This is a genomic window from Flavobacterium channae (assembly GCF_021172165.1).
In the GTDB taxonomy this organism is placed as follows: Bacteria; Bacteroidota; Bacteroidia; order Flavobacteriales; family Flavobacteriaceae; genus Flavobacterium; species Flavobacterium channae.
Genome location: NZ_CP089096.1, coordinates 563,442 through 585,858, shown reverse-complemented (window position 1 = coordinate 585,858; position 22,417 = coordinate 563,442). Strand labels below are relative to the sequence as shown.

36 protein-coding genes are annotated in these 22,417 nt (G+C 32.8%); 3 read left to right on the top strand and 33 right to left on the bottom strand.

The window, feature by feature from the left end:
• Positions 1–135: 135 nt before the first annotated feature.
• Positions 136–756: a recombination mediator RecR gene (gene recR / locus LOS89_RS02520; RefSeq protein ID WP_231836144.1), complete on the bottom strand. Its 621-nt coding sequence runs from the start codon at positions 754–756 to the stop codon at positions 136–138.
• 141 nt (positions 757–897) lie between these two features.
• Between recR and LOS89_RS02515 the strand changes: the two genes are divergently transcribed.
• The gene (locus LOS89_RS02515; protein ID WP_231836143.1) at positions 898–2,394 is read left to right on the top strand and encodes a sodium:solute symporter; all 1,497 of its coding nucleotides are present in this window, start codon (positions 898–900) and stop codon (positions 2,392–2,394) included.
• Here the strand turns inward: LOS89_RS02515 and LOS89_RS02510 are convergent.
• Positions 2,391–2,747, bottom strand: a complete 357-nt coding sequence (locus LOS89_RS02510; protein WP_231836142.1) for a CoA-binding protein — start codon at positions 2,745–2,747, stop codon at positions 2,391–2,393. The genes LOS89_RS02515 and LOS89_RS02510 overlap by 4 nt on opposite strands.
• A 107-nt stretch (positions 2,748–2,854) precedes the next feature.
• Between LOS89_RS02510 and LOS89_RS02505 the strand changes: the two genes are divergently transcribed.
• Positions 2,855–3,496 (top strand): MarC family NAAT transporter, encoded by a 642-nt coding sequence (locus tag LOS89_RS02505; protein ID WP_231836141.1) that lies wholly within the window; start codon positions 2,855–2,857, stop codon positions 3,494–3,496.
• A 78-nt stretch (positions 3,497–3,574) separates the two neighbouring features.
• Here the strand turns inward: LOS89_RS02505 and ctlX are convergent, their stop codons facing one another.
• Positions 3,575–4,510 carry a citrulline utilization hydrolase CtlX gene (ctlX, locus tag LOS89_RS02500; RefSeq protein ID WP_231836140.1) on the bottom strand — a complete coding sequence of 312 codons (936 nt, stop codon included), beginning with the start codon at positions 4,508–4,510 and terminating at the stop codon, positions 3,575–3,577.
• Between the two features lie 52 nt (positions 4,511–4,562).
• A complete protein-coding gene (locus LOS89_RS02495) occupies positions 4,563–5,477 on the bottom strand; it encodes a dimethylarginine dimethylaminohydrolase family protein (protein WP_231836139.1) in 915 nt (304 codons plus the stop codon).
• A 136-nt stretch (positions 5,478–5,613) separates the two neighbouring features.
• On the opposite strand from LOS89_RS02495, the gene LOS89_RS02490 reads away from it, so the two are divergent.
• Positions 5,614–5,925, top strand: coding sequence for a hypothetical protein (locus tag LOS89_RS02490; protein ID WP_231836138.1), 312 nt, complete (start codon positions 5,614–5,616; stop codon positions 5,923–5,925).
• Positions 5,926–5,971: 46 nt separating this feature from the next.
• Here LOS89_RS02490 and LOS89_RS02485 read toward each other — a convergent pair whose 3' ends face one another.
• The 29 genes from LOS89_RS02485 to rplW all read right to left on the bottom strand — a co-directional run bounded on the left by LOS89_RS02485 (position 5,972) and on the right by rplW (position 22,410).
• Positions 5,972–7,255 carry a citrate synthase gene (locus LOS89_RS02485; RefSeq protein WP_231836137.1) on the bottom strand — a complete coding sequence of 428 codons (1,284 nt, stop codon included), beginning with the start codon at positions 7,253–7,255 and terminating at the stop codon, positions 5,972–5,974.
• A gap of 162 nt (positions 7,256–7,417) precedes the next feature.
• Complete coding sequence (gene eno, locus LOS89_RS02480) at positions 7,418–8,713, bottom strand: phosphopyruvate hydratase (RefSeq protein WP_231836136.1); 1,296 nt, start codon at positions 8,711–8,713, stop codon at positions 7,418–7,420.
• A gap of 99 nt (positions 8,714–8,812) precedes the next feature.
• Positions 8,813–9,922, bottom strand: coding sequence for a glutamine-hydrolyzing carbamoyl-phosphate synthase small subunit (gene carA / locus LOS89_RS02475; RefSeq protein WP_231836135.1), 1,110 nt, complete (start codon positions 9,920–9,922; stop codon positions 8,813–8,815).
• 131 nt (positions 9,923–10,053) lie between these two features.
• Positions 10,054–10,539 carry a 50S ribosomal protein L17 gene (gene rplQ / locus LOS89_RS02470; RefSeq protein WP_231836134.1) on the bottom strand — a complete coding sequence of 162 codons (486 nt, stop codon included), beginning with the start codon at positions 10,537–10,539 and terminating at the stop codon, positions 10,054–10,056.
• 62 nt (positions 10,540–10,601) lie between these two features.
• Entirely contained in the window at positions 10,602–11,594 is a 993-nt protein-coding gene (locus tag LOS89_RS02465; RefSeq protein WP_231836132.1) for a DNA-directed RNA polymerase subunit alpha, read from the bottom strand.
• A 20-nt stretch (positions 11,595–11,614) separates the two neighbouring features.
• Complete coding sequence (rpsD, locus tag LOS89_RS02460; protein ID WP_231836131.1) at positions 11,615–12,220, bottom strand: 30S ribosomal protein S4; 606 nt, start codon at positions 12,218–12,220, stop codon at positions 11,615–11,617.
• Positions 12,221–12,304: 84 nt separating this feature from the next.
• Positions 12,305–12,688 (bottom strand): 30S ribosomal protein S11, encoded by a 384-nt coding sequence (gene rpsK, locus LOS89_RS02455; RefSeq protein ID WP_008254446.1) that lies wholly within the window; start codon positions 12,686–12,688, stop codon positions 12,305–12,307.
• 11 nt (positions 12,689–12,699) lie between these two features.
• Positions 12,700–13,074: a 30S ribosomal protein S13 gene (rpsM, locus tag LOS89_RS02450; RefSeq protein ID WP_231836129.1), complete on the bottom strand. Its 375-nt coding sequence runs from the start codon at positions 13,072–13,074 to the stop codon at positions 12,700–12,702.
• Between the two features lie 2 nt (positions 13,075–13,076).
• Positions 13,077–13,193 carry a type B 50S ribosomal protein L36 gene (ykgO, locus tag LOS89_RS02445; protein WP_002987490.1) on the bottom strand — a complete coding sequence of 39 codons (117 nt, stop codon included), beginning with the start codon at positions 13,191–13,193 and terminating at the stop codon, positions 13,077–13,079.
• A gap of 10 nt (positions 13,194–13,203) precedes the next feature.
• Positions 13,204–13,419 (bottom strand): translation initiation factor IF-1, encoded by a 216-nt coding sequence (gene infA, locus LOS89_RS02440; RefSeq protein WP_014387717.1) that lies wholly within the window; start codon positions 13,417–13,419, stop codon positions 13,204–13,206.
• Between the two features lie 5 nt (positions 13,420–13,424).
• Positions 13,425–14,768 (bottom strand): preprotein translocase subunit SecY, encoded by a 1,344-nt coding sequence (gene secY, locus LOS89_RS02435; RefSeq protein WP_231836128.1) that lies wholly within the window; start codon positions 14,766–14,768, stop codon positions 13,425–13,427.
• A 12-nt stretch (positions 14,769–14,780) separates the two neighbouring features.
• Positions 14,781–15,233: a 50S ribosomal protein L15 gene (gene rplO / locus LOS89_RS02430; protein WP_073583310.1), complete on the bottom strand. Its 453-nt coding sequence runs from the start codon at positions 15,231–15,233 to the stop codon at positions 14,781–14,783.
• Positions 15,234–15,245: 12 nt separating this feature from the next.
• A complete protein-coding gene (rpmD, locus tag LOS89_RS02425; RefSeq protein WP_111566953.1) occupies positions 15,246–15,428 on the bottom strand; it encodes a 50S ribosomal protein L30 in 183 nt (60 codons plus the stop codon).
• 13 nt (positions 15,429–15,441) lie between these two features.
• On the bottom strand, positions 15,442–15,966 hold the full coding sequence (gene rpsE / locus LOS89_RS02420; RefSeq protein WP_035693159.1) for a 30S ribosomal protein S5: 525 nt from the start codon (positions 15,964–15,966) through the stop codon (positions 15,442–15,444).
• A gap of 6 nt (positions 15,967–15,972) precedes the next feature.
• Positions 15,973–16,323 (bottom strand): 50S ribosomal protein L18, encoded by a 351-nt coding sequence (gene rplR / locus LOS89_RS02415; RefSeq protein WP_231836126.1) that lies wholly within the window; start codon positions 16,321–16,323, stop codon positions 15,973–15,975.
• 11 nt (positions 16,324–16,334) lie between these two features.
• Positions 16,335–16,877 carry a 50S ribosomal protein L6 gene (gene rplF, locus LOS89_RS02410; protein WP_194095193.1) on the bottom strand — a complete coding sequence of 181 codons (543 nt, stop codon included), beginning with the start codon at positions 16,875–16,877 and terminating at the stop codon, positions 16,335–16,337.
• Positions 16,878–16,892: 15 nt separating this feature from the next.
• Positions 16,893–17,291, bottom strand: coding sequence for a 30S ribosomal protein S8 (rpsH, locus tag LOS89_RS02405; RefSeq protein ID WP_231836124.1), 399 nt, complete (start codon positions 17,289–17,291; stop codon positions 16,893–16,895).
• Positions 17,292–17,396: 105 nt separating this feature from the next.
• Positions 17,397–17,666: a 30S ribosomal protein S14 gene (rpsN, locus tag LOS89_RS02400; protein WP_014387709.1), complete on the bottom strand. Its 270-nt coding sequence runs from the start codon at positions 17,664–17,666 to the stop codon at positions 17,397–17,399.
• A gap of 3 nt (positions 17,667–17,669) precedes the next feature.
• Positions 17,670–18,221, bottom strand: coding sequence for a 50S ribosomal protein L5 (rplE, locus tag LOS89_RS02395; RefSeq protein ID WP_194095195.1), 552 nt, complete (start codon positions 18,219–18,221; stop codon positions 17,670–17,672).
• A gap of 2 nt (positions 18,222–18,223) precedes the next feature.
• Positions 18,224–18,538 carry a 50S ribosomal protein L24 gene (gene rplX, locus LOS89_RS02390; RefSeq protein ID WP_231836123.1) on the bottom strand — a complete coding sequence of 105 codons (315 nt, stop codon included), beginning with the start codon at positions 18,536–18,538 and terminating at the stop codon, positions 18,224–18,226.
• A gap of 11 nt (positions 18,539–18,549) precedes the next feature.
• Positions 18,550–18,918 carry a 50S ribosomal protein L14 gene (rplN, locus tag LOS89_RS02385; protein WP_007803649.1) on the bottom strand — a complete coding sequence of 123 codons (369 nt, stop codon included), beginning with the start codon at positions 18,916–18,918 and terminating at the stop codon, positions 18,550–18,552.
• 2 nt (positions 18,919–18,920) lie between these two features.
• Complete coding sequence (gene rpsQ / locus LOS89_RS02380; RefSeq protein ID WP_026725636.1) at positions 18,921–19,178, bottom strand: 30S ribosomal protein S17; 258 nt, start codon at positions 19,176–19,178, stop codon at positions 18,921–18,923.
• An 18-nt stretch (positions 19,179–19,196) separates the two neighbouring features.
• Positions 19,197–19,388, bottom strand: coding sequence for a 50S ribosomal protein L29 (gene rpmC / locus LOS89_RS02375; protein WP_073583320.1), 192 nt, complete (start codon positions 19,386–19,388; stop codon positions 19,197–19,199).
• A 12-nt stretch (positions 19,389–19,400) separates the two neighbouring features.
• Positions 19,401–19,820 carry a 50S ribosomal protein L16 gene (rplP, locus tag LOS89_RS02370; protein ID WP_231836122.1) on the bottom strand — a complete coding sequence of 140 codons (420 nt, stop codon included), beginning with the start codon at positions 19,818–19,820 and terminating at the stop codon, positions 19,401–19,403.
• Between the two features lie 19 nt (positions 19,821–19,839).
• A complete protein-coding gene (gene rpsC / locus LOS89_RS02365) occupies positions 19,840–20,571 on the bottom strand; it encodes a 30S ribosomal protein S3 (protein WP_073583322.1) in 732 nt (243 codons plus the stop codon).
• Between the two features lie 8 nt (positions 20,572–20,579).
• The gene (gene rplV / locus LOS89_RS02360; RefSeq protein ID WP_111566957.1) at positions 20,580–20,990 is read right to left on the bottom strand and encodes a 50S ribosomal protein L22; all 411 of its coding nucleotides are present in this window, start codon (positions 20,988–20,990) and stop codon (positions 20,580–20,582) included.
• A gap of 9 nt (positions 20,991–20,999) precedes the next feature.
• Positions 21,000–21,278 carry a 30S ribosomal protein S19 gene (gene rpsS, locus LOS89_RS02355; RefSeq protein WP_008254487.1) on the bottom strand — a complete coding sequence of 93 codons (279 nt, stop codon included), beginning with the start codon at positions 21,276–21,278 and terminating at the stop codon, positions 21,000–21,002.
• Positions 21,279–21,288: 10 nt separating this feature from the next.
• Positions 21,289–22,113: a 50S ribosomal protein L2 gene (gene rplB / locus LOS89_RS02350; protein ID WP_231836120.1), complete on the bottom strand. Its 825-nt coding sequence runs from the start codon at positions 22,111–22,113 to the stop codon at positions 21,289–21,291.
• A 6-nt stretch (positions 22,114–22,119) separates the two neighbouring features.
• On the bottom strand, positions 22,120–22,410 hold the full coding sequence (gene rplW, locus LOS89_RS02345) for a 50S ribosomal protein L23 (protein WP_231836118.1): 291 nt from the start codon (positions 22,408–22,410) through the stop codon (positions 22,120–22,122).
• Positions 22,411–22,417 lie beyond the last annotated feature (7 nt).

Here is a 22,417-nt window from a genome sequence, read left to right as displayed (position 1 = left end):
GAGTAGACTATACTAATACCATTTGCGATTCTTAGTTAATCTTTAAAAAACGCAAACTACACTTAAATTAGATAACAAATATAGTTTTTACAATTAAAAAAACGAACTTATTACTGATTTTTGATTAAAATTTTGTTAATATGGTTTGATTGAAGTTTCAAATGGAATTCTATTAACCAAACTCCTACCTAATGTTACTTCATCTGCATATTCCAATTCATCTCCTACTGCAATTCCTCTTGCTATTGTAGAAGTTTTAACATTGTAATCTTTAATCTGTTTGTAAATGTAGAAATTAGTTGTATCACCTTCCATAGTTGAACTTAATGCAAAAATAATTTCAGCTACATTACCTTCTTTTACCTTCGCTACTAGTGAGGTAATTTTTAATTGACTTGGCCCAACACCTTCAATTGGCGAAATTTTCCCACCTAAAACATGATAAACACCTTTAAACATTCCTGTGTTTTCAAGTGCCATAACATCTCTTACATCTTCAACTACACAGATTATTGATTTATCTCTAGTAGGATTAGTGCAAATTCCGCAAACCGAATCATCCGATATCGTATTGCATTCCGAACAATATTGAATATCATTTCGCATTGCTGTTAAAGCCGACGATAAAATTTCTGTTTGCTCGGCAGGTTGTTTTAACAAATGTAAAACCAAACGCAATGCCGTTCTTTTACCAATTCCTGGCAATTGAGACATTTCGTTAACCGCATTTTCTAATAATTTTGAAGGCAATTCCATATTACAAAAGTAGTCAATTTTGAAAAAAGAAAAATAGACTATAGAAAATAGAAGATTAAAAATTTTCATTCTGTCTTTTTTCTATTTTCTGTGTTCCATATTCTCATTTATTTCTATTTTAGCACAACTAAAAACCAATTTATGTCTTCAGGAACTATTTTAGCAATTATCATTATTTACTTCGGAATTCTTATTCTTATATCAAATTTTGTTAGCAAAAAAGACAGTAGTAATGATGCTTTTTTTAAAGCAAACAAAAATGCAAAATGGTATTTAGTTGCTTTTGGAATGATTGGAACGGCACTTTCTGGCGTTACTTTTATTTCTGTACCTGGGGAAGTTGGAAATCCTGATTTACAATTTAAATATTTTCAATTTGTATTGGGAAATGCGATTGGATTCATAATCATCGCAACCGTTTTACTTCCGTTGTATTATCGAATGAATTTAACTTCAATTTATAGTTACATTGAACAACGACTTGGAATTGTAAGTTATAAAACAGCTGCAAGTATTTTTCTAATTAGTAGAACTATAGGTTCAGCATTCCGTTTATATTTAGTTGTAATTGTATTACAAAGATTTGTTTTCGATGATTTAGAAATTCCTTTTGCAATAACTGTTTTAATTTCATTAGCCTTAATTTTTGCGTATACTTATCGTGGTGGATTAAAAACGATTATCATTACTGATACTTTACAAACTTTTTTCTTAGTTTCTTCAGTGTTTTTGACGATTATTTTTATTTGCAATAGCTTAGACTATAGTTTTACCGAAGCATTCGAAGCAGTAAAAGACAGCAACTATTCTAAAATTTTCTTTTACGAAGATTACTTAAAAGGGAATTATGTTGTAAAACAAATTTTAGGCGGAATCTTTGTAACTATTGCCATGGTTGGGTTGGATCAAGATTTAATGCAAAAGAATTTAAGTTGCAAAAACATTGGTGAAGCTCAAAAAAACATGTTTACGTTTACTGGAATTTTTGTAATTATCAATATTTTCTTTTTAAGTGTAGGTGCTTTGCTTTATCTATATGCAGAAAAAAACGGAATTTCTGTTCCAATGGTAGATGGTGTAAAACGTACCGACTTGCTATTTCCAGAAATCGCCTTTAATTATCTAAATATTATCCCAGCAGTTGTTTTCTTATTAGGACTCACAGCGGCTACTTTTGCCACAACTGATTCTGCATTAACCGCTTTAACTACTTCTTTTTGCGTGGATTTTCTTGGCATGGATAAAGAAGAAAATCAGAATAAATCAAACGCAGTAAAAACACGTCATTTGGTACACATTGGATTTTCTCTATTGATGTTTTTAGTAATTATTATTTTTAATTCTTTAAATGACAAATCGGTAGTAACAATGATTTTTAAAGTGGCGAGTTATACTTATGGTCCGCTTTTAGGATTGTATGCCTTTGGATTATTTATGAAGTCAAAAACAGTTCATGATAAATTAGTTCCAATCGTATGCATAATTTCCCCTTTAATCTGTTTTTTATTAGCTAAAAATTCAGCTTCACTTTTTGGAGATTACGTAATTGACAACGAATTAATTATTGTGAACGGAATCATTACATTTATTGGTTTATTAATAATAAGTAAACCTGCCACAAGTCAAACGAAGTTTTAATACTGATTTGTAGCTAATAAAACTAAAGTACAAGCTGCTTCATATTGAATATTATTTTCATCCAATATTTTATAGAATTCCGGATTTTCAGTTCCAGGATTAAAGATTACACGTCTTGGTTTTAGAGAAAGAATATAGTCATAATATTCTTGTTGTGCCTTTGGATTTAAATATAAAGTAACAGTATCTACAGCATGAAAATCTAATTTTTCGGTTTCAATCGGAATATCAAAAGCCATTCCTTTTTTCGCACCTATAGCAACCACTTGATGACTCTTATCTACCAAATTATGAATTGCCTTATATGAATATCTTTCTTTATTTGTGGAAGCTCCTATAACTAGTGTTTTCATCTTATTCTATTTTAATCTAAATTTACTAAATCTTTTCTAATTTACATTTATTTAATTCTAAATTAAATTTTATATTTGGCTTAAGAGATAATTTTACATCAAAAAAAATGGACATATTTATTTATTTACTCGTCGCCTTATTCTCAGTTTTAAATCCCATCGGAACCATACCCATTTTTGTTGGTCTTACTCAAGATTACACCATGCAAGAAAGAAGCAAAGTCTCATTAACCGCTTCAATTAATGTTTGTGTGATTTTATTAATCTCTTTCTTCATTGGACAGTACATCCTATCATTTTTTGGTATAACAATTACTGCTTTACGAATTGCCGGAGGAATTATCATTACAAACTCTGGATTTTCTTTATTGAATGGTCAGTTCAGTAAAAACAAAGGAATTAACAAAAAAGTTCAAAAAGAAGTTTCAAACAGAAATCATATTGCCTTAACTCCTTTAGCAATGCCAATGCTTGCAGGACCAGGTTCAATTTCGCTTTTAATTGCTTATTATCAAGAATTAAAAGGTTCGGAAGGTTATATTTCAACTTACGAAATCATTTGTTCTAGCTTATCGATTGTAGCTGTTGCTATTGCAATTTATGTAATTTTAAGAAGCGCACATTATTTAGCTAAAATATTAGGTTCTTCGGGAATTGTAGCTATTTCAAGAATTATTGGTTTCCTAACAATTGCCATTGGAATTCAGTACATAATTAGCGCTATTTTAACGATTGTAAGAGGCATTTAAAAAATTTAAACAATAAAAAATCCCAAACTCCGAATCAAATTGGAATTTGGGATTTTTTAATTTAAGATATATTCAAAATTATTCTTTTGGTAAGAAAATTTCAGCCATCATACAACGAGCACTTCCACCTCCACAAGCTTCGATAGTATCTAAACTTGAACTCACAATTGTAACGTGTTCTTCTAACTGAGCGATTTGCTTTTTAGTCAAACTCTGATGTGCAGATGCACTCATAACCAAATATCGCTTATCATCATTACCTTTTACTTCCAACATATTTCCAGCAAAGTTGTTTACTTGGTCTTCCGTAATAAGAATTACTTCTTTTTCATCACCTTTTAAGCTATCCAAAACCATTTTGCGTTCTTTCTTGTCATCAATACAATCTGCGCAAATAACCGCAAAAGTTTCTCCAACACACATAATAACATTGGTATGATAAATATGTTTGCGTTCTCCATTTACAGTTTGAAATGCTTCGAAAATTACAGGAGTAAACTCAAAATCTTCGCAAAACTCAATAAATAATTCTTCATCAGCTCTTGGAGATAAAGCGCAATATGCCTTTCCATTTGCTCTATCTAAAACGATACTTCCAGTTCCTTCTAAAAACACTTCGTCTTCTTCAGCAGAAGTATAATCCATGATTTCATTGATAACAAAACCTTCGTCTTCTAATGTATCTAAAACATCTTCTCTTCTTTCTAATCTTCTGTTTTCAGCAAACATTGGATATAAAACTACATCACCATTTTCATGAAAAGAAATCCAGTTGTTAGGAAAAATACTATCTGGCGTATCTGGACTTACAGTATCTTCAACTACCACAACATTCAATCCTATCATTCTAAGTTTTTGCACAAAAGTATCAAACTCTTCTTGTGCCTTTGCATTAACAGATTGTGGAGTTAAATTATCCAAAACTTTTTGGTAATAATTATTTACAGCCGTTTGTTCGTTCATACGGAATGCAACCGGACGAATCATTAATATAGAATTTGTTGTTTGGTTCATTTTTAAAAAATTTTAATGTTTGTAGTTTATAATCTTGTAACCTACCTATTCACTAATCTCTTATTAGTGGTAAAGTTGAACATCTTAACAACCCTTCTTGTTTAGAAATTTCAGCATAAGGAATTTCTTCTACAGTAAATCCTTGTTCTCTTAACCAATTGTTTAAACGCGTGAAATTCTTTTCAGAAACTACCACATCTGGAGCAATAGAAAACACATTTGAATTCATGTGATACATCTCTTCTCTTTCGATATGGAATAAATTTTCTTTCCCAAATAAATTCACTAAGAACATATAATCAGCTTCTTCACGGAAACCACTTTTATAGATGATTCCTTTATTTGTTCCAACAGGCTGAAAACAACAATCTAAATGCAATGCATTATCTCTTGGCTCAATTTTAGATTTTACTAAATCGAAATCTTTAACAATTTTATTTGGAAATAATTCTTTAATATAATTTACACCTTGCCAATTGGTTCTTGCTGTAATATAGTCTTTATAGTCCGAACCTTTATATGTTCCAATAAAAATATAATCGTTCCATGGCATTACATCTCCACCTTCAATATGAACTTCTTCTGGTGGTCGAACAACTTTTTTAGGATCAATTTGATCAATTACGTATTGAATTGCATCTAATTCGCGTTCTCTATCTGGTAATATATTGGCTTTAATAAAAATATCATCTATAACAAAACCAATATCTCTCGCGAAAATTTGATTGTAATTTTCAATAATTTGAGGTCTAAAAACTTTAACATCGTATTTTTCAAATACTTTATTAAAAGCTTCCATTTCGCTTACCATATCTGCTTCAACAGGATAGGTTCCGGCTTTAATATGCTCTAATGATTTAGGATCATAGGCTTCATCAATTGTTGGTGTTGGACCATTACTTACTGCGGTTCCTAACACCACGGCCCTCAATCGGGAAGTTTCGTTTTTTACATTTAATTGTAACATCGCTTTTTGGCTTTTGGCAAATATAGAAAAAGGAAATGAGAATATTAATTAGTAAAACATTATTAATTGTGCTAAAAAATATTACATTATCAATTAATATTAATTAAATTTGAATAAACTATAAAAACAAATTATCATGGGATTATCAAATTTTTTCAATTCACTTTTTGGAAAAGCTAAAGAAAAAGCTGAAGTAGCAAAAGAAAACTTAACCGAAGTAGCGGAAAATGTAGCGGAAAAAGCGGCACACAAACTTGAAGAATTAAAGGTAAATGAAAAAGTTTCAGAAATTATAGATGTCGCTAAAGAGAAAACGGCAGAGGCTGCTGGTTGGGTAGAAGAAAAAGCACATGATTTAAAAGAATCGCTACAAAATGTTGCTGAGACAGTTGAAGATAAAGTTGAAGATTTAACTGGTAATAAAGAAGAAGAAAAACCAGCAAAATAAATTATTTACAAAACAAAAATCCCGCTTTTAGCGGGATTTTTTATTATTATCTATCTTTTACTTCTTTAAAAGGACGTAAAGTATAACCTGTATAAACTTGTCTTGGACGACCAATTGGCTCTTTGTTAACTCTCATTTCTTTCCATTGAGCAATCCAACCTGGTAAACGACCAATTGCAAATAAAACGGTAAACATTTCAACTGGAATACCCATAGCACGGTAAATAATTCCAGAATAGAAATCTACGTTTGGATATAAGTTTCTTGATTTGAAATATTCATCCTCTAAAGCTACTTTTTCTAATTGTTTTGCAATATCTAATAATGGATCGTCTACTCCTAAAGTACTTAATACATCATCAGCAGCTTTTTTAATGATAGTTGCTCTTGGATCAAAGTTTTTATAAACACGGTGACCGAATCCCATTAAACGGAAAGGATCATCTTTGTCTTTTGCTTTTAAAACGAATTTAGCTACATCACCACCATTGTCATGGATTTCTTGTAACATTTCTAATACTGCTTGATTAGCACCTCCATGAAGTGGTCCCCATAATGCAGAAACCCCAGCAGAAATAGAAGCAAATAATCCAGCATGTGAAGAACCAACGATTCTTACAGTTGAAGTAGAACAGTTTTGTTCGTGATCAGCATGTAAAATAAATAATTTATCTAATGCATCAACAACTCTTTTGTCTACTTTGTACGGACCTGTAGGTAATTCAAACATCAAACGCATGAAGTTTTCTACATATCCTTTACTGTTATCGTAATGATTTAATGGGAATCCCATTGTTTTTCTATATGTCCAAGTTGCAATTACAAGGAATTTACCCATTGTTTTACAAACTGCATCATACATTTCTTTTTCATTGTGTGGATTAACTGATTTTGGATTAAATGCAGTTAACGCACTAGTTAATGAAGCTAAAACTCCCATTGGGTGAGCTGTTCTTGGAAAACCATCAATGATGCTTTTCATTTCTTCACTAACTAAAGTATATTTTCTAATATCGTTTTCAAACTTTTCTAATTGCGCTGCTGTTGGCAATTCTCCAAAAATTAACAGGTAAGATACTTCTAAAAAGTCAGCCTTATCCGCTAAATCTTCAATTGAATAACCTCTATAACGTAAAATTCCTTCTTCACCATCTAAAAAAGTAATTTCACTTGTACAAGAACCTGAATTTTTATATCCAGGATCGATAGTAATAGCACCAGAAGCACTACGCAACTTGTCTATATCGATAGCAACCTCATTCTCAGTCCCTACTATAACAGGAAACTCATACTTTTTGCCATCAAGCTCTAATATTGCAGTTTTTGACATATTATTTATATGATATTTTATGATAAAATTAATGTGAATTGCGAATTTAACAAATATTAATCAAACAATAAAGAAATTTTATATAATTTATGGTTAAATAATATACATAAAAAAAACCTGTTGCAATAATTTACAACAGGTTTTAAATTTTATATAAAAGAATTATCTTTTTACTTTAAAAGCATTAGCTCCAGGAAAATAAGCAACGTCTGCCAATTCTTCTTCGATTCTTAATAATTGATTGTATTTTGCCATACGATCTGAACGAGAAGCCGAACCTGTTTTAATTTGTCCACAGTTTAAAGCAACCGCTAAATCAGCAATTGTATTGTCTTCTGTTTCTCCTGAACGGTGTGACATAACTGAAGTATAACCTGCATTATGCGCCATGTTTACAGCTGCAATAGTTTCAGTTAAAGTACCGATTTGGTTTACTTTAATCAAAATAGAATTTGCAATTGATTGGCTAATTCCGCGAGATAATCTTTCAACATTAGTTACAAATAAATCGTCTCCAACTAATTGTACTTTATCTCCAATTTTTTCAGTTAATAATTTCCAACCTTCCCAATCATCTTCGTACATTCCGTCTTCGATAGAAATAATTGGATATTTTTCAGTTAATTCAGCTAAATAAGAAGCTTGTTCTTCAGAAGATCTTACTTTTCCAGTTTCTCCTTCAAATTTAGTGTAATCGTATTTTCCATTTACATAAAACTCAGAAGCAGCACAATCTAAAGCAACCATAACATCATCACCAAAAGTATAACCTGCATTTGTAACAGCCAATTTGATAGAATCTAATGCATCTTCAGTTCCTCCAGCTAAATTCGGTGCAAAACCACCTTCATCTCCTACTGCAGTTGATAAATTTCTATCGTGTAATACTTTTTTAAGATTATGGAAAATTTCAGTTCCCATTTGCATAGCATGAGTAAAATCTTTTGCTTTAACTGGCATAATCATAAACTCTTGGAAAGCAATTGGAGCATCTGAATGTGAACCACCGTTGATGATATTCATCATTGGAACTGGTAACGTATTAGCAGAAACACCACCAACGTAACGATATAATGGCATACCTAATTCGTTTGCTGCAGCTTTTGCAACTGCTAAAGAAACACCTAAAATAGCATTTGCTCCTAAGTTCGATTTATTTGCAGTTCCGTCTAATTCAATCATTGTTTTGTCGATCAAATTTTGCTCAAAAACAGACAATCCTACAACAGCTTCAGCAATTTTAGCATTCACATTTTCAACAGCTTTTAAAACTCCTTTACCCATGTATGATTTTCCACCATCACGTAATTCAACTGCTTCATGCTCTCCTGTAGAAGCACCACTTGGAACAGCAGCACGTCCTAAAATACCATTATCTGTAATTACATCAACTTCAACTGTTGGGTTTCCACGAGAGTCTAAAATTTGTCTTGCGTGAACTTTTATAATAATACTCATTTTATATTTTTTTAGTTAGTATTTTACGAATAATAACAAATTTATAACTTAAGATTAAACTTTTTTATGAAATTCAAAAAACTTATAAACGATAACGTTTTAGTTGATTGAAGATTTTATATTTTCGATAAATTGATCAAATAAATAACTTGAATCGTGAGGTCCAGGACTTGCTTCTGGATGATATTGTACTGAAAAACAGTTTTTTGATTTCATTCTCATACCTGCAACAGTACCATCATTTAAATGTTCATGTGTTAATTCAAAATCAGGATGTTTATCCAATTCTTCTCTTACAATAGCAAAACCATGATTTTGAGAAGTAATTTCACCTTTACCTGTAATAATATTTTTTACAGGGTGATTAATTCCTCTATGACCATTAAACATTTTATAAGTCGAAATTCCATTAGCCAAACCAATAATTTGGTGACCTAAACAAATTCCGAATAAAGGTTTGTTTTCATTTAAAATTTGTCTTGCAACTTCTTGTGCAGTTTCTAATGGCTCTGGATCACCAGGTCCGTTTGACAAGAAATATCCATCTGGATTGAATGATTTAAGATCTTCAAACGATGCATTGTATGGGAATACTTTAATATAACAATCTCTTTTTGCAAGGTTGCGAAGGATATTGGTTTTAATCCCTAAATCCAATGCTGAAATTTTATATTTAGCAGTTTCTTCACCAAAGAAATAAGGTTCTTTTGTTGAAACTTTAGAAGCTAATTCCAAACCATTCATATCTGGAACCTGAGCTAATTTAGCTTTTAATTCTTCGATTGGAGTTCCATCTGTACAAATAACAGCATTCATTGCACCATTATCTCTAATATAGCTTACCAAAGCTCTTGTATCTACATCAGAAATCACAATAAGATTTTGTTTGCTTAGATAATCAAATAAGCTTTCAGAAGCATCTTCACGAGAATAATTAAAGCTAAAGTTTTTACATACCAAACCAGATATCTTTACTGAATCTGACTCAACTTCTTTCTCATTAACTCCATAATTACCTATATGAGCATTGGTAGTAACCATAATTTGCCCAAAGTAAGATGGATCTGTAAAAATTTCTTGATAACCTGTAGTTCCAGTATTAAAAGCGACTTCTCCAAAAGTCACACCTTCAATTCCGATTGATTTTCCGTGAAAAATTGTACCGTCTTTAAGAAGTAAAACGGCCTTAGAACGATTGTTGTATTTCATTGCGTTGTTGTTGTGGGTGCAAATTTAGTTATAAAAGTTGTTTTTAGAAAATCTTTAATTCTATAAAACAAAAAAAAGGATAAACTTTAAAAAGTTTATCCTTAATTATTTTTACATGAATGGTTTCATGATTATTCTGTAGCTTCAGTATTTTCAGAAGTTTCAGCAGCTGGAGCTTCAGGAGCAGTACCTTCAGCTTTTTTAGCTCTACCACGACGAGTAGTTTTCTTAACTTCTTTTTTACCACCATTGTACAATGTGTTGAAATCTACTAACTCGATCATTGCCATATCAGCGTTATCTCCTAAACGGTTACCTAACTTAATGATACGAGTGTATCCTCCTGGACGGTCACCAACTTTAGCAGCAACTTCTCTGAAAAGCTCAGTAACTGCATATTTGTTTCTTAAATAAGAAAAACAAATACGACGGTTGTGAGTAGTATCTTCTTTAGATTTTGTTACTAATGGTTCAACAAATTGTTTTAAAGCTTTAGCTTTAGCAACAGTAGTATTGATACGTTTATGTTCAATTAACGAACAAGCCATATTAGCTAACATAGCTTTTCTATGTCCTGTTTGTCTACTTAAATGATTATTCTTTTTTCCGTGTCTCATGACGTCTATTATTTATCTTCATCTTGCATCAATCCATTTTAGGAGCGCAAAATATGAAGCAATTATTCTTTATCTAACTTATATTTAGTTAAATCCATTCCAAAAGTCAGGTTTTTATTAGCCACTAACTCATCTAATTCAGTTAATGATTTTTTACCAAAATTACGGAACTTCATTAAGTCGTTTTTGTTGAAAGATACTAAATCACCTAATGTATCAACTTCAGCCGCTTTTAAACAATTTAATGCTCTAACAGATAAGTCCATATCAACTAATTTAGTTTTCAATAACTGTCTCATATGAAGAGACTCTTCATCGTAAGACTCTGTTTGTGCAATTTCATCTGCCTCAAGAGTAATTCTTTCGTCAGAGAACAACATAAAGTGGTGGATTAACGTCTTAGCTGCTTCAGTTAATGCATCTTTTGGATGGATAGAACCATCTGTAATGATTTCAAAAACTAATTTTTCGTAGTCAGTTTTTTGTTCCACACGGAAATTCTCAATAGCATATTTTACATTCTTTACTGGAGTGTAAATAGAATCCGTAAAAATTGTTCCTATTGGAGCATTTGATTTTTTGTTCTCTTCAGCAGGAACATAACCTCTACCTTTTTCGATAGAAAGTTCCATGTTGATAGATGTTTTACTGTCTAAATTACAGATTACTAAATCTGGATTTAAAACTTGAAAACCAGAGATGAATTTTTGAAAATCACCTGCAGTAATCTTATCTTTACCTGAAAGAGAGATAGAAACAGACTCATTATCGATATCTTCAATTTGACGTTTAAAACGTACTTGTTTAAGATTTAAGATAATTTCTGTAACGTCTTCAACAACACCAGCGATTGTAGAGAACTCATGTTCTACACCTTCAATTCTTACTGATGTAATTGCGTATCCTTCAAGTGAAGAAAGCAAAACTCTTCTAAGTGCATTACCAACAGTCAATCCGTAACCAGGTTCCAAAGGTCTAAATTCAAATTTACCTTCGAAATCCGTAGAATCGATCATGATAACTTTATCGGGCTTTTGAAAATTAAATATTGCCATATTTCGACTAATGTCAATTATTATTTGTTATACAACTCAACGATTAGTTGTTCTTTAATATTTTCTGGAATTTGAAGTCTTTGAGGTACAGAAACGAAAGTACCTTCTTTAGTATCATTATTCCAAGTAATCCACTCATAAACTTGAGAAGATGCAGCTAAAGAACGGTCAATAGCTTCAAGAGATTTTGATTTTTCACGTACAGCAACTTTATCACCAGCTTTTAAGTGGTAAGAAGGTACATTAACAACTTCACCATTAACAGTGATGTGTCTGTGAGATACAATTTGACGAGCAGCTCTACGAGAAGGAGCAACACCCATTCTGTAAACAACGTTATCTAAACGTGCTTCACATAATTGTAATAAAATTTCACCTGTTACTCCAGAAGCAGCAGATGCTTTTTTAAATAAATTTCTGAATTGTTTTTCTAAAATACCGTAAGTATATTTAGCTTTTTGCTTTTCCATTAACTGAACAGCATATTCAGATTTTTTACCTCTCTTTTTAGCTAAACCATGTTGCCCTGGAGGGTAATTTCTTTTTTCGAAGGCTTTATCATCTCCGAAGATTGCTTCGCCAAATTTACGAGCAATTTTAGTTTTTGGACCAGTATATCTTGCCATTTTAAAAATTTTAAAAAAGGTAGGAATTATGAATTCAGGTCTATATCCTTCGATAATTTTAAACCTACCCGTATTATACTTAAATTATACTCTTCTTCTTTTCGGAGGACGACATCCGTTATGTGGCATTGGAGTTACATCAATGATTTCTGTAACTTCAACTCCTGAGTTATGGATTGATCTGATAGCAGATTCTCTACCATTTCCAGGACCTTTCACATAAACTTTAACTTTTTTAAGTCCAGCTTCAAGAGCTACTTTACTACAATCTTCTGCTGCCATTTGAGCTGCATAAGGAGTATTCTTTTTAGAACCTCTAAAGCCCATTTTACCAGCTGAAGACCAAGAAATTACTTCACCTTTCTTGTTTGTCAAAGAAATGATGATGTTGTTAAAAGTAGCATTAATATGTGCTTCTCCCGAAGATTCAACGATAACTTTACGTTTTTTTGCAGTTGCTTTAGCCATATTATTACTTATTATTTAGTTGCTTTTTTCTTGTTAGCAACAGTTTTTCTCTTACCTTTTCTAGTTCTAGAGTTGTTTTTAGTTCTTTGACCTCTTAATGGAAGTCCAGCTCTATGACGAATACCTCTTTGACATCCGATATCCATTAAACGTTTGATGTTTAATTGAACTTCAGAACGCAATTCTCCTTCAATTTTGTAGTATGATACCGCCTCACGGATAGCTCCGATCTCGTCATCATTCCAATCTTGAACTTTCTTGTCTTCGCTCACTTGAGCTTTAGCTAAAATATCTTTAGCTCTGCTTTTACCAATACCGAATATGTATGTTAAAGCAATGATTCCTCTTTTTTGTTTAGGTATATCTACCCCTGCAATTCTTGCCATAATTATCCTTGTCTTTGTTTAAATCTAGGATTCTTTTTGTTAATAACGTATAATCTTCCTTTTCTACGTACAATAATGCACTCGGCACTTCTCTTTTTAACTGATGCTCTTACTTTCATTTTAATAGCTTTAGTATCTATAAGTAATTCTTGCTTTAGACAAATCGTAAGGGCTCATTTCAAGTTTTACCTTGTCTCCTGGTAACAACTTAATGTAATGCATACGCATTTTTCCAGAAATATGAGCAATTACAACATGTCCGTTTTCTAACTCTACACGAAACATAGCATTTGATAATGCTTCTACAATTGTTCCGTCTTGTTCTATTGCTGATTGTTTTGCCATAAAAATTAAGCTACTGCTTTTCTATTTTTACCACTCTTCATCAAACCATCATAGTGTTTATTCAATAAATAAGAATTTATTTGCTGAATAGTATCTATTGCAACTCCAACCATGATTAATAAAGAAGTACCTCCATAAAAATAACCCCAAGCACCTTGAACTCCAAGTAAACTTACAGCAATAGCTGGGAACACAGCTATTAAAGCAAGAAATAATGAACCTGGAAAAGTAATTAAAGACATAATTTTATCTAGGTAATCTCCAGTTTCAACACCTGGCTTAACACCTGGTATGAAACCTCCACTTCTTTTTAAATCATCTGCCATTTTATTAGTAGGCACTGTAATTGCGGTGTAAAAGTACGTAAAAATTACGATTAACAAAGCAAAAACAATATTATATACTAAACCGAATGGATCGTTGAACATTCCTGCAATAGAAAGTGCAGTATCTGATTCTTTTGCTAAACCAGAAACAGCAGCAGGAATAAACATAATAGCTTGAGCAAAAATGATCGGCATAACACCTGATGCATTTAACTTTAATGGGATAAACTGTCTGTTTCCACCCATCATGTCTTCTTCAAAATCCCCAGAAACTGTACGTCTTGCATACTGTACTGGAATTTTTCTTACAGCCATTACTAATAAAATACACGCAATTATTACTAAGAACCAAAGTATTAATTCGATAACAATCATCATAACACTACCATTTACCTGAGCAGTTCTAGATGAAAACTCTTGAATAAATGCTTGCGGCATTCTTGCAATAATACCTACCATTATCAATAAAGAAATACCATTACCAATACCTTTATCAGTAATTTTTTCTCCTAACCACATTGCAAAAATTGTCCCTGTAACTAAAATAAGCACAGAAGAGAAAATGAAAGTAGGACCAGTTAACATAAATGCTTCACCTGGTAAAGTTCTGTACAAGTTATAGATATAACCAGGACCTTGAACTAAAGTAATTAAGATTGTTAACCATCTTGTAATTTGGTTAATTTTCTTTCTACCACTTTCACCGTCTTTTTGTAATTTTTGTAAATATGGTACCGCAATTCCCATTAATTGAACTACGATAGAAGCTGATATGTACGGCATGATACCTAATGCAAATACAGAAGCTTGCGAAAACGCACCTCCTGTAAATACATTGATTAACCATCCGATACCTTCATCAGTTTGGTTTGTAAGATTTGTCAATTTAGTAGCATCAATCCCCGGAAGGGTTACTTGTGCACCAAAACGGTACACTAATAATAATCCAAGAGTTAATAAAATACGATTTTTTAACTCTTCGATTTTCCAAACGTTGATGAATGAATCTATAAATTTCTTCATTTTACTAAAGGATTATAAAGTTACAGCTTCTCCACCAGCAGCCTCGATAGCCGCTTTTGCAGATGCAGTAAATTTGTGAGCACTTACTTTAAGTTTTGTTTTTAGCTCACCTCTTCCTAAAATCTTTACTAAGCTATTTTTTGTAGCTAAACGAGTATCTACAAATACAGAAAAATCAACTGTATCAGTTACTACACCGTTATCTACTAATAATTGTAACGAATCAAGATTAATACCTTGATATTCTACTCTATTGATGTTCTTGAAACCAAACTTAGGAACACGTCTTTGAAGTGGCATTTGACCTCCTTCAAAACCAATTTTCTTAGAGTATCCAGAACGAGACTTAGCTCCTTTGTGACCACGTGCAGCAGTACCACCTTTACCAGAACCTTCTCCTCTACCTACTCTTTTATTTTGGTTGTGAACTGAACCTTCAGCTGGTTGTAAGTTACTTAAATTCATAACTGTATAGTGTTATTTAGTTTCTTCAACAGAAACTAAGTGTTTAACTTTATTTACCATTCCAAGGATAGCAGGATTTGCATCATGCTCAACAACTTGTCCCATTTTACGAAGACCTAAAGCTTCCAAAGTTCTCTTTTGATCAAGAGGACAATTGATTTTACTTCTTACTTGTTTTACTTTTAATTTTGCCATGATTTCCTGTTAATTAACCTTTGAATACTTTTTCTAAAGATACTCCTCTTTGTTTAGCTACAGTAGCAGCACTTCTCATTTGCAATAAAGCATCAAAAGTTGCTTTTACCACATTGTGAGGGTTAGATGAACCTTGCGATTTAGATAATACATCGTGAACACCTACAGACTCCAATACCGCACGAACAGCACCACCAGCAATAACTCCAGTACCGTGAGAAGCAGGCATTAAGAATACTCTAGCACCACCAAATTTACCTTTTTGCTCATGAGGAACAGATTGACCTTGAAGAGGAATTCTCACTAAATTTTTCTTAGCATCTTCCACCGCTTTAGCGATTGCTTCAGAAACATCTTTAGATTTTCCTAATCCATGACCCACTACTCCGTTTTCATCACCAACTACTACGATAGCAGAGAAACCAAATGCTCTACCTCCTTTAGTAACTTTAGTAACACGATTTACACTCACCAAACGATCTTTTAATTCAAGACCTCCTGGTTTTACAATCTCTACGTTTTTATAATTATGATACATAATTTCTTAGAATTTAAGTCCAGCTTCTCTAGCTCCTTCAGCTAATGATTTCACACGTCCATGGTACAAATACCCACCTCTATCAAAAGAGATTGTAGTGATACCTGCTTTAAGAGCTTTTTCAGCAACTAATTTACCAACTGCTTTTGCAGTTTCAACAGCAGTTCCTTGTGCAACACCTTTATCTCTTGATGAAGCTGCTACTAAAGTAGTACCGTTTACATCATCTATGATTTGAGCATAGATTTCTTTATTACTTCTGAATACAGAAAGTCTTGGTTGAGCAGCAGTTCCGCTTACAATCTTTCTGATTCTGAACTTAATTCTTTGTCTTCTTTCAGATTTTGTTAATGACATAGTCTTAATTTTTAAGCTGATTTACCTGCTTTTCTTCTTAGTTCTTCTCCTACAAACTTAACTCCTTTTCCTTTATATGGCTCAGGTTTGCGGAAACCTCTGATCTTCGCAGCTACTTGACCTAATAATTGTTTGTCGAATGAAGATAATTTCACTATCGGATTTTTACCTTTTTCTGATACTGTTTCAACAGTAACTTCTTTTACAACTTCTAGAACGATGTTGTGAGAGAATCCTAAAGCTAAATCAAGTTTTTGACCTTGATTAGATGCTCTATAACCAACTCCTACTAATTCTAATTCTTTTGTAAAACCTTCAGAAACACCAACAATCATATTGTTGATTAATGCACGATAAAGTCCGTGTTTCGCTCTCTCAGTTTTATAATCAGATGAACGTTCTACGATAACTTGGTTATCTTCGATTTTAACGGTTACATCAGAAAATTCTTGAGTAAGCTCGCCTAATTTTCCTTTTACTGTAATTACAGCATCTTTAACTTCTACAGTTACACCAGCTGGAATTGCAATTGGATTTTTACCTATTCTTGACATTGTCTCGTCTTTTTATTAATATACGTAACAAATTACCTCTCCACCAACATTTAATTGCTTAGCTTGTTTTCCAGTCATCAATCCTTTTGATGTAGAAACAATAGCAATACCTAAACCATTTAAGATTCTAGGTAAGTCTGATGAACCAGCATATTTACGTAAACCTGGTTTACTAATTCTTTGGATATCTTTGATAACAGACTCTTTTGTGTCTTTATCATATTTAAGTGCAATTTTGATAGTACCTTGAACAGTAGTATCTTCAAATTTGTAACTTAAGATATATCCTTGATCGAATAAAATCTTTGTGATTTCTTTTTTCATGTTAGAAGCAGGAATCTCAACCACTTTGTGGTTAGCTCTTACTGCATTTCTTACACGTGTAAGATAATCGGCAATTGGATCTGTATACATATGTATAGATTTGCGGTTATGGTTTTCAATCCGCCCTCAGCGGATTGAACCTTTAACCAATTAAACTTATTTTTTGGATTGCAAAAGTAATAACTTTTTTTTGAATTACCAAGATGCTTTTTTAACACCTGGAATTAATCCTTGATTTGCCATTTCACGGAAAGTAACACGAGAAATACCAAACTGACGCATATACCCTCTTGGTCTACCTGTTAATTTACAACGATTGTGTACTCTAACTGGACAAGAATTTTTTGGTAATTTTTGTAAACCTTCGAAATCACCAGCTTCTTTTAAAGCTTTTCTTTTCTCAGCATACTTTTCTACTAATGCAATTCTTTTCACCTCACGGGCTTTCATTGATTCTTTAGCCATGTCTTAATTCTTTTTAAAAGGTAATCCTAATTCCGCTAATAATGCTTTTGCTTCTTTATCTGTTTCAGCAGAAGTTACAAAAGTAATATCAAAACCAGCGATTTTATTTACTTTATCAATATCAATTTCTGGGAAAATGATTTGCTCTAACACTCCTAAATTGTAGTTTCCTCTACCATCAAATCCTGTTGATTTGATTCCGTTAAAGTCTCTTACACGTGGTAAAGATGAAGTAATCAATCTATCTAAGAATTCATACATTCTTTCTCCACGTAAAGTTACTTTAGCACCAATTGGCATACCTTTTCTTAATTTGAAAGAAGCAACGTCTTTCTTAGAAATTGTAGCAACTGCTTTTTGCCCAGTAATTTTTGTTAATTCTTCAACAGCGTAATCTACTAATTTTTTATCAGATACAGCTGCACCAACTCCACGGCTTACAACAATTTTTTCAAGTTTAGGAACTTGCATTACATTTTTGTAACCGAACTCTTCTGTAAGAGCAGCAATTACTCTACTCTTATATTCTTCTTTTAGTCTAGGAATATATGCCATAACTATAGTACTTGATTAGATTTTTTTGAAAATCTCACTTTCTTGTCTCCTTCTTGTTTAAAACCAACTTTAGTTACTTCTTTTGACTTAGGGTCAATCAAAGACAAGTTAGACACATGGATAGGAGCTTCTTTCTTAACGATTCCTCCTTGAGGGTTTTTTGCACTTGGTTTTGTATGTTTAGAAACCATGTTAACTCCTTCAACAATCGCTTTGTTTTTCTCACGAAGAACACGAAGAACTTTACCTTCAGAACCTTTATGGTCTCCAGCAATAACTCTTACTACGTCTCCTGATTTAATTTTTAGCTTTATCATTTGTATAAGAATTAAAGCACTTCTGGTGCTAATGATACAATTTTCATGAATTGTTTTTCACGAAGTTCTCTGGCAACCGGACCAAAAACACGAGTTCCTCTCATTTCACCTGCAGCGTTTAACAATACACATGCGTTATCGTCAAAACGGATGTAAGATCCATCAGCTCTTCTCACTTCTTTTTTGGTACGTACAACTACTGCAGTTGATACCGCTCCTTTTTTAACGTTTCCGTTTGGAGTAGCATCTTTAATTGAAACTACAATTTTGTCACCAACAGAGGCATAACGACGTTTCGTTCCTCCTAAAACACGGATCGTAAGAACTTCTTTCGCTCCTGTGTTATCTGCTACTTTTAATCTTGACTCTTGTTGTACCATAATTATTTCGCTCTTTCAATGATTTCAACTAATCTCCAACATTTAGATTTACTTAATGGACGTGTCTCCATAATTCTTACAGTATCTCCAATGTTACAATCGTTTGTTTCGTCGTGTGCAACATATTTCTTAGTTTTCAACACGAACTTACCGTATAATGGGTGTTTCACTTTTGTAGTTTGTGACACAACAATAGATTTCTCCATTTTGTTTGAAGTCACCACACCAATTCTCTCTTTTCTTAAATTTCTTTTTTCCATCTTTCAGCTAGTGTACAATTATTGTAACTCTCTTTTAGTTAACTCTGTGTGTAATCTCGCAACTGATCTTCTTAAAGTTCTTAACTGAAGAGGATTTTGGATTGGAGATATTGCATGAGCATTTTTTAGGTCGGTATACGTTTTCTTTAACTGACTAAGTTGTTCTTGTAACTCAGCTGCAGATAGATTTTTAATTTCTGATTGTTTCATAATAAATTTTGATTATGCTTCGAAATCTCTAGCAACGATAAACTTAGTTTTAACAGGAAGTTTTTGAGCAGCAAGACGTAAAGCCTCTTTTGCTACTGATAGAGGCACACCTCCAACTTCAAACATAATTTTACCAGGTTTAACAACTGCAGCCCAATATTCAACTGCACCTTTACCTTTACCCATACGTACTTCTAATGGTTTCTTTGTAATAGGTTTATCTGGAAATATTTTGATCCATAATTGACCCTCTCTTTTCATGAAACGTGTTGCTGCGATACGAGCTGCTTCAATTTGACGAGAAGTAATAAATGCAGAATCTAAAGATTTGATACCAAACATTCCGTTAGAAAGCTCGTGTCCTCTTTGAGAAACGCCTTTCATTCTACCTTTCTGTACCTTACGGTATTTTGTTCTTTTAGGCTGTAACATTTTTCTTTAGTTTAAATAATTACTTTCTTTTGCGTGCGTTTGGTTTACCATCTCTCTTAGGAGCAGAAGATCCTGAAGGTTTAGACTTTTGTTTGTCCATTCCTACTAACGGAGAAAGATCTCTTTTTCCATAAACCTCACCTTTCATTATCCATACTTTGATACCCATTCTACCATAAGTAGTATGCGCTTCACCTAATGAATAATCAATATCAGCTCTGAAAGTTGACAATGGAATTCTACCTTCTTTGAAGTTTTCAGAACGTGCCATTTCAGCTCCATTCAAACGACCAGAAATTTGTACTTTGATACCTTCTGCGTTCATACGCATAGCAGCAGCAATAGCCATTTTAATTGCTCTTCTATATGAAATACGACTTTCAATTTGACGAGCGATACTTGTAGCTACTAAATAAGCATCTAGTTCAGGTCTTTTAATTTCAAAGATGTTGATTTGAACTTCTTTGTCAGTAATTTTCTTAAGTTCTTCTTTTAACTTGTCTACCTCTTGACCACCTTTTCCGATAATAATACCAGGTCTAGCAGTAGTGATAGTAACGGTTACAAGTTTTAAAGTTCTCTCGATAATTATTTTTGATACACTAGCTTTTGATAAACGTGCATGGATGTATTTACGGATTTTAGCATCTTCAGCGATTTTATCACCGTAATCATTTCCTCCATACCAGTTTGAGTCCCATCCTCTGATGATACCAAGTCTATTTCCGATTGGATTTGTCTTTTGTCCCATACTGTTTATTAATTGCTTTGTGTGTTATTATTTGATCCTAACACGATAGTTACGTGGTTAGAACGCTTTCTAATTCTGTGTGCACGACCTTGTGGAGCTGGACGAAGTCTTTTTAACATCATTCCACCATCTACAGTAATCGTTTTTACAAATAAGCCAGCTTCTTCTAAATTAGCATCAGCATTTTTTTGCTGATAGTTATTAATTGCTGATAACAACAATTTCTCTAATTTTCTTGAAGCTTCTTTTTGACTAAATCTTAATATATTAAGAGCTAATTCTACTTTCTGACCTCTAACTAAATCCGCAACTAAGCGCATTTTTCTTGGTGAAGTAGGGCAGTTATTTAATTTAGCAAAAGCAACTTGTGTTTTTGCCTCTTTAGTCTGCTCTGCTCTTTCTCTTTTACGAACTCCCATAGCTTCCTATTATTTTTTACCTTTATTTTTAGCCCCAGCATGACCTCTAAAAGATCTTGTTGGTGAAAACTCTCCTAATTTGTGTCCTACCATGTTCTCAGTTACATAAACTGGAACAAATTGACGACCATTGTGAACTGCGATAGTCTGCCCAACGAAATCCGGAGTAATCATTGATGCTCTAGACCAAGTCTTAACAACACCTTTATTACCACCAGCAATATTTTCTTGAACTTTCTTCTCTAATTTAAAGTGAACGAATGGTCCTTTTTTTAATGAACGTGCCATGTCTATCTAATTATTTCTTTCTACGTTCTACAATATACTTATTACTCGGGTTAACTTTAGAACGAGTTCTATAACCTTTAGCAGGTAAACCTTTTCTTGAACGTGGATGACCTCCTGAAGAACGTCCTTCACCACCTCCCATAGGGTGATCAACTGGGTTCATTGCAACTGGTCTTGTTCTTGGTCTTCTACCTAACCATCTTGATCTACCAGCTTTACCTGATACGATTAATTGGTGGTCTGAGTTAGAAACAGCTCCAATAGTAGCCATACATGTTAACAAGATTAATCTTGTTTCACCTGAAGGCATTTTAATTGTTGCATATTTTCCGTCTCTTGCCATTAACTGAGCGAAAGTTCCTGCTGAACGAGCGATTACAGCTCCTTGACCTGGTCTTAATTCGATACACGAAATAACAGTTCCTAGAGGAATTTTACTTAAAGGCATTGCATTTCCAATTTCTGGAGCTGCATCAACACCTGAAACTACAGTTTGTCCAACTTGCATTCCATTTTGAGCAATAACGTAAGTTTTAGCTCCATCAGCATACACTAATAATGAAATAAAAGCTGAACGATTTGGATCGTACTCTATTGTTTTAACTGTAGCAGGAATTCCAGCTTTAGTTCTTTTAAAATCAATAATACGATACTTTTGTTTGTGACCACCGCCTGTGTAACGCATGGTCATCTTTCCTTGACTATTTCTACCTCCTGAGTTTTTTTTCGGCGCGATTAATGAACGCTCCGGCTTATCAGTTGTAATAGTGTCAAAGCTATTTACAACTCTAAAACGCTGACCCGGGGTAATAGGTTTTAATTTTCTAACTGACATTTTCTATTAGATATTAGTATAAAAATCTATTGTTTCTCCCTCTTGAACTTGAACAACTGCTTTTTTATATGCATTTGTTTTACCACTGATTAAACCACTTTTAGTGTATTTAACGCTTCTATCCGCTCTGTAGTTCATTGTATTAACAGCAACTACATTCACCCCAAAAGCTGCTTCAACAGCATTTTTGATTTGAATTTTGTTAGCATTTTTATCTACAATAAAACCAAAACGGTTGAAAACTTCACCATCTTTAGTTATTTTCTCAGTTATAATAGGCTTAATTATGATACTCATAATCTTA

What these genes read in the sequence shown, in the direction of transcription:
- rplE (WP_194095195.1), bottom strand. Translation starts at nt 18,221, where the DNA reads ATGGCATATATTCCTAGACTAAAAGAAGAATATAAGAGTAGAGTAATT.
- rpsK (WP_008254446.1), bottom strand. Translation starts at nt 12,688, where the DNA reads ATGGCTAAAGCAACTGCAAAAAAACGTAAAGTTATCGTTGAATCTTCG.
- rplF (WP_194095193.1), bottom strand. Translation starts at nt 16,877, where the DNA reads ATGTCAAGAATAGGTAAAAATCCAATTGCAATTCCAGCTGGTGTAACT.
- rplX (WP_231836123.1), bottom strand. Translation starts at nt 18,538, where the DNA reads ATGATAAAGCTAAAAATTAAATCAGGAGACGTAGTAAGAGTTATTGCT.
- LOS89_RS02495 (WP_231836139.1), bottom strand. Translation starts at nt 5,477, where the DNA reads ATGTTACAATTAAATGTAAAAAACGAAACTTCCCGATTGAGGGCCGTG.
- rplP (WP_231836122.1), bottom strand. Translation starts at nt 19,820, where the DNA reads ATGTTACAGCCTAAAAGAACAAAATACCGTAAGGTACAGAAAGGTAGA.
- LOS89_RS02485 (WP_231836137.1), bottom strand. Translation starts at nt 7,255, where the DNA reads ATGTCAAAAACTGCAATATTAGAGCTTGATGGCAAAAAGTATGAGTTT.
- rpsD (WP_231836131.1), bottom strand. Translation starts at nt 12,220, where the DNA reads ATGGCAAGATATACTGGTCCAAAAACTAAAATTGCTCGTAAATTTGGC.
- rplN (WP_007803649.1), bottom strand. Translation starts at nt 18,918, where the DNA reads ATGGTACAACAAGAGTCAAGATTAAAAGTAGCAGATAACACAGGAGCG.
- carA (WP_231836135.1), bottom strand. Translation starts at nt 9,922, where the DNA reads ATGAAATACAACAATCGTTCTAAGGCCGTTTTACTTCTTAAAGACGGT.
- rplB (WP_231836120.1), bottom strand. Translation starts at nt 22,113, where the DNA reads ATGTCAGTTAGAAAATTAAAACCTATTACCCCGGGTCAGCGTTTTAGA.
- LOS89_RS02510 (WP_231836142.1), bottom strand. Translation starts at nt 2,747, where the DNA reads ATGAAAACACTAGTTATAGGAGCTTCCACAAATAAAGAAAGATATTCA.
- rpsS (WP_008254487.1), bottom strand. Translation starts at nt 21,278, where the DNA reads ATGGCACGTTCATTAAAAAAAGGACCATTCGTTCACTTTAAATTAGAG.
- rpsC (WP_073583322.1), bottom strand. Translation starts at nt 20,571, where the DNA reads ATGGGACAAAAGACAAATCCAATCGGAAATAGACTTGGTATCATCAGA.
- rpsH (WP_231836124.1), bottom strand. Translation starts at nt 17,291, where the DNA reads ATGTATACAGATCCAATTGCCGATTATCTTACACGTGTAAGAAATGCA.
- LOS89_RS02465 (WP_231836132.1), bottom strand. Translation starts at nt 11,594, where the DNA reads ATGGCAATATTTAATTTTCAAAAGCCCGATAAAGTTATCATGATCGAT.
- rpsE (WP_035693159.1), bottom strand. Translation starts at nt 15,966, where the DNA reads ATGTATCATAATTATAAAAACGTAGAGATTGTAAAACCAGGAGGTCTT.
- ctlX (WP_231836140.1), bottom strand. Translation starts at nt 4,510, where the DNA reads ATGAACCAAACAACAAATTCTATATTAATGATTCGTCCGGTTGCATTC.
- rpsQ (WP_026725636.1), bottom strand. Translation starts at nt 19,178, where the DNA reads ATGGAAAAAAGAAATTTAAGAAAAGAGAGAATTGGTGTGGTGACTTCA.
- LOS89_RS02505 (WP_231836141.1), top strand. Translation starts at nt 2,855, where the DNA reads ATGGACATATTTATTTATTTACTCGTCGCCTTATTCTCAGTTTTAAAT.
- rplR (WP_231836126.1), bottom strand. Translation starts at nt 16,323, where the DNA reads ATGTCATTAACAAAATCTGAAAGAAGACAAAGAATTAAGTTCAGAATC.
- secY (WP_231836128.1), bottom strand. Translation starts at nt 14,768, where the DNA reads ATGAAGAAATTTATAGATTCATTCATCAACGTTTGGAAAATCGAAGAG.
- LOS89_RS02490 (WP_231836138.1), top strand. Translation starts at nt 5,614, where the DNA reads ATGGGATTATCAAATTTTTTCAATTCACTTTTTGGAAAAGCTAAAGAA.
- infA (WP_014387717.1), bottom strand. Translation starts at nt 13,419, where the DNA reads ATGGCAAAACAATCAGCAATAGAACAAGACGGAACAATTGTAGAAGCA.
- rplW (WP_231836118.1), bottom strand. Translation starts at nt 22,410, where the DNA reads ATGAGTATCATAATTAAGCCTATTATAACTGAGAAAATAACTAAAGAT.
- recR (WP_231836144.1), bottom strand. Translation starts at nt 756, where the DNA reads ATGGAATTGCCTTCAAAATTATTAGAAAATGCGGTTAACGAAATGTCT.
- LOS89_RS02515 (WP_231836143.1), top strand. Translation starts at nt 898, where the DNA reads ATGTCTTCAGGAACTATTTTAGCAATTATCATTATTTACTTCGGAATT.
- rplQ (WP_231836134.1), bottom strand. Translation starts at nt 10,539, where the DNA reads ATGAGACACGGAAAAAAGAATAATCATTTAAGTAGACAAACAGGACAT.
- rplV (WP_111566957.1), bottom strand. Translation starts at nt 20,990, where the DNA reads ATGGGAGTTCGTAAAAGAGAAAGAGCAGAGCAGACTAAAGAGGCAAAA.
- rpmD (WP_111566953.1), bottom strand. Translation starts at nt 15,428, where the DNA reads ATGGCAAAATTAAAAGTAAAACAAGTAAGAAGTAAAATCAATTGTCCT.
- eno (WP_231836136.1), bottom strand. Translation starts at nt 8,713, where the DNA reads ATGAGTATTATTATAAAAGTTCACGCAAGACAAATTTTAGACTCTCGT.
- rplO (WP_073583310.1), bottom strand. Translation starts at nt 15,233, where the DNA reads ATGAATTTAAGTAACTTACAACCAGCTGAAGGTTCAGTTCACAACCAA.
- rpmC (WP_073583320.1), bottom strand. Translation starts at nt 19,388, where the DNA reads ATGAAACAATCAGAAATTAAAAATCTATCTGCAGCTGAGTTACAAGAA.
- ykgO (WP_002987490.1), bottom strand. Translation starts at nt 13,193, where the DNA reads ATGAAAGTAAGAGCATCAGTTAAAAAGAGAAGTGCCGAGTGCATTATT.
- rpsM (WP_231836129.1), bottom strand. Translation starts at nt 13,074, where the DNA reads ATGGCAAGAATTGCAGGGGTAGATATACCTAAACAAAAAAGAGGAATC.
- rpsN (WP_014387709.1), bottom strand. Translation starts at nt 17,666, where the DNA reads ATGGCTAAAGAATCAATGAAAGCCCGTGAGGTGAAAAGAATTGCATTA.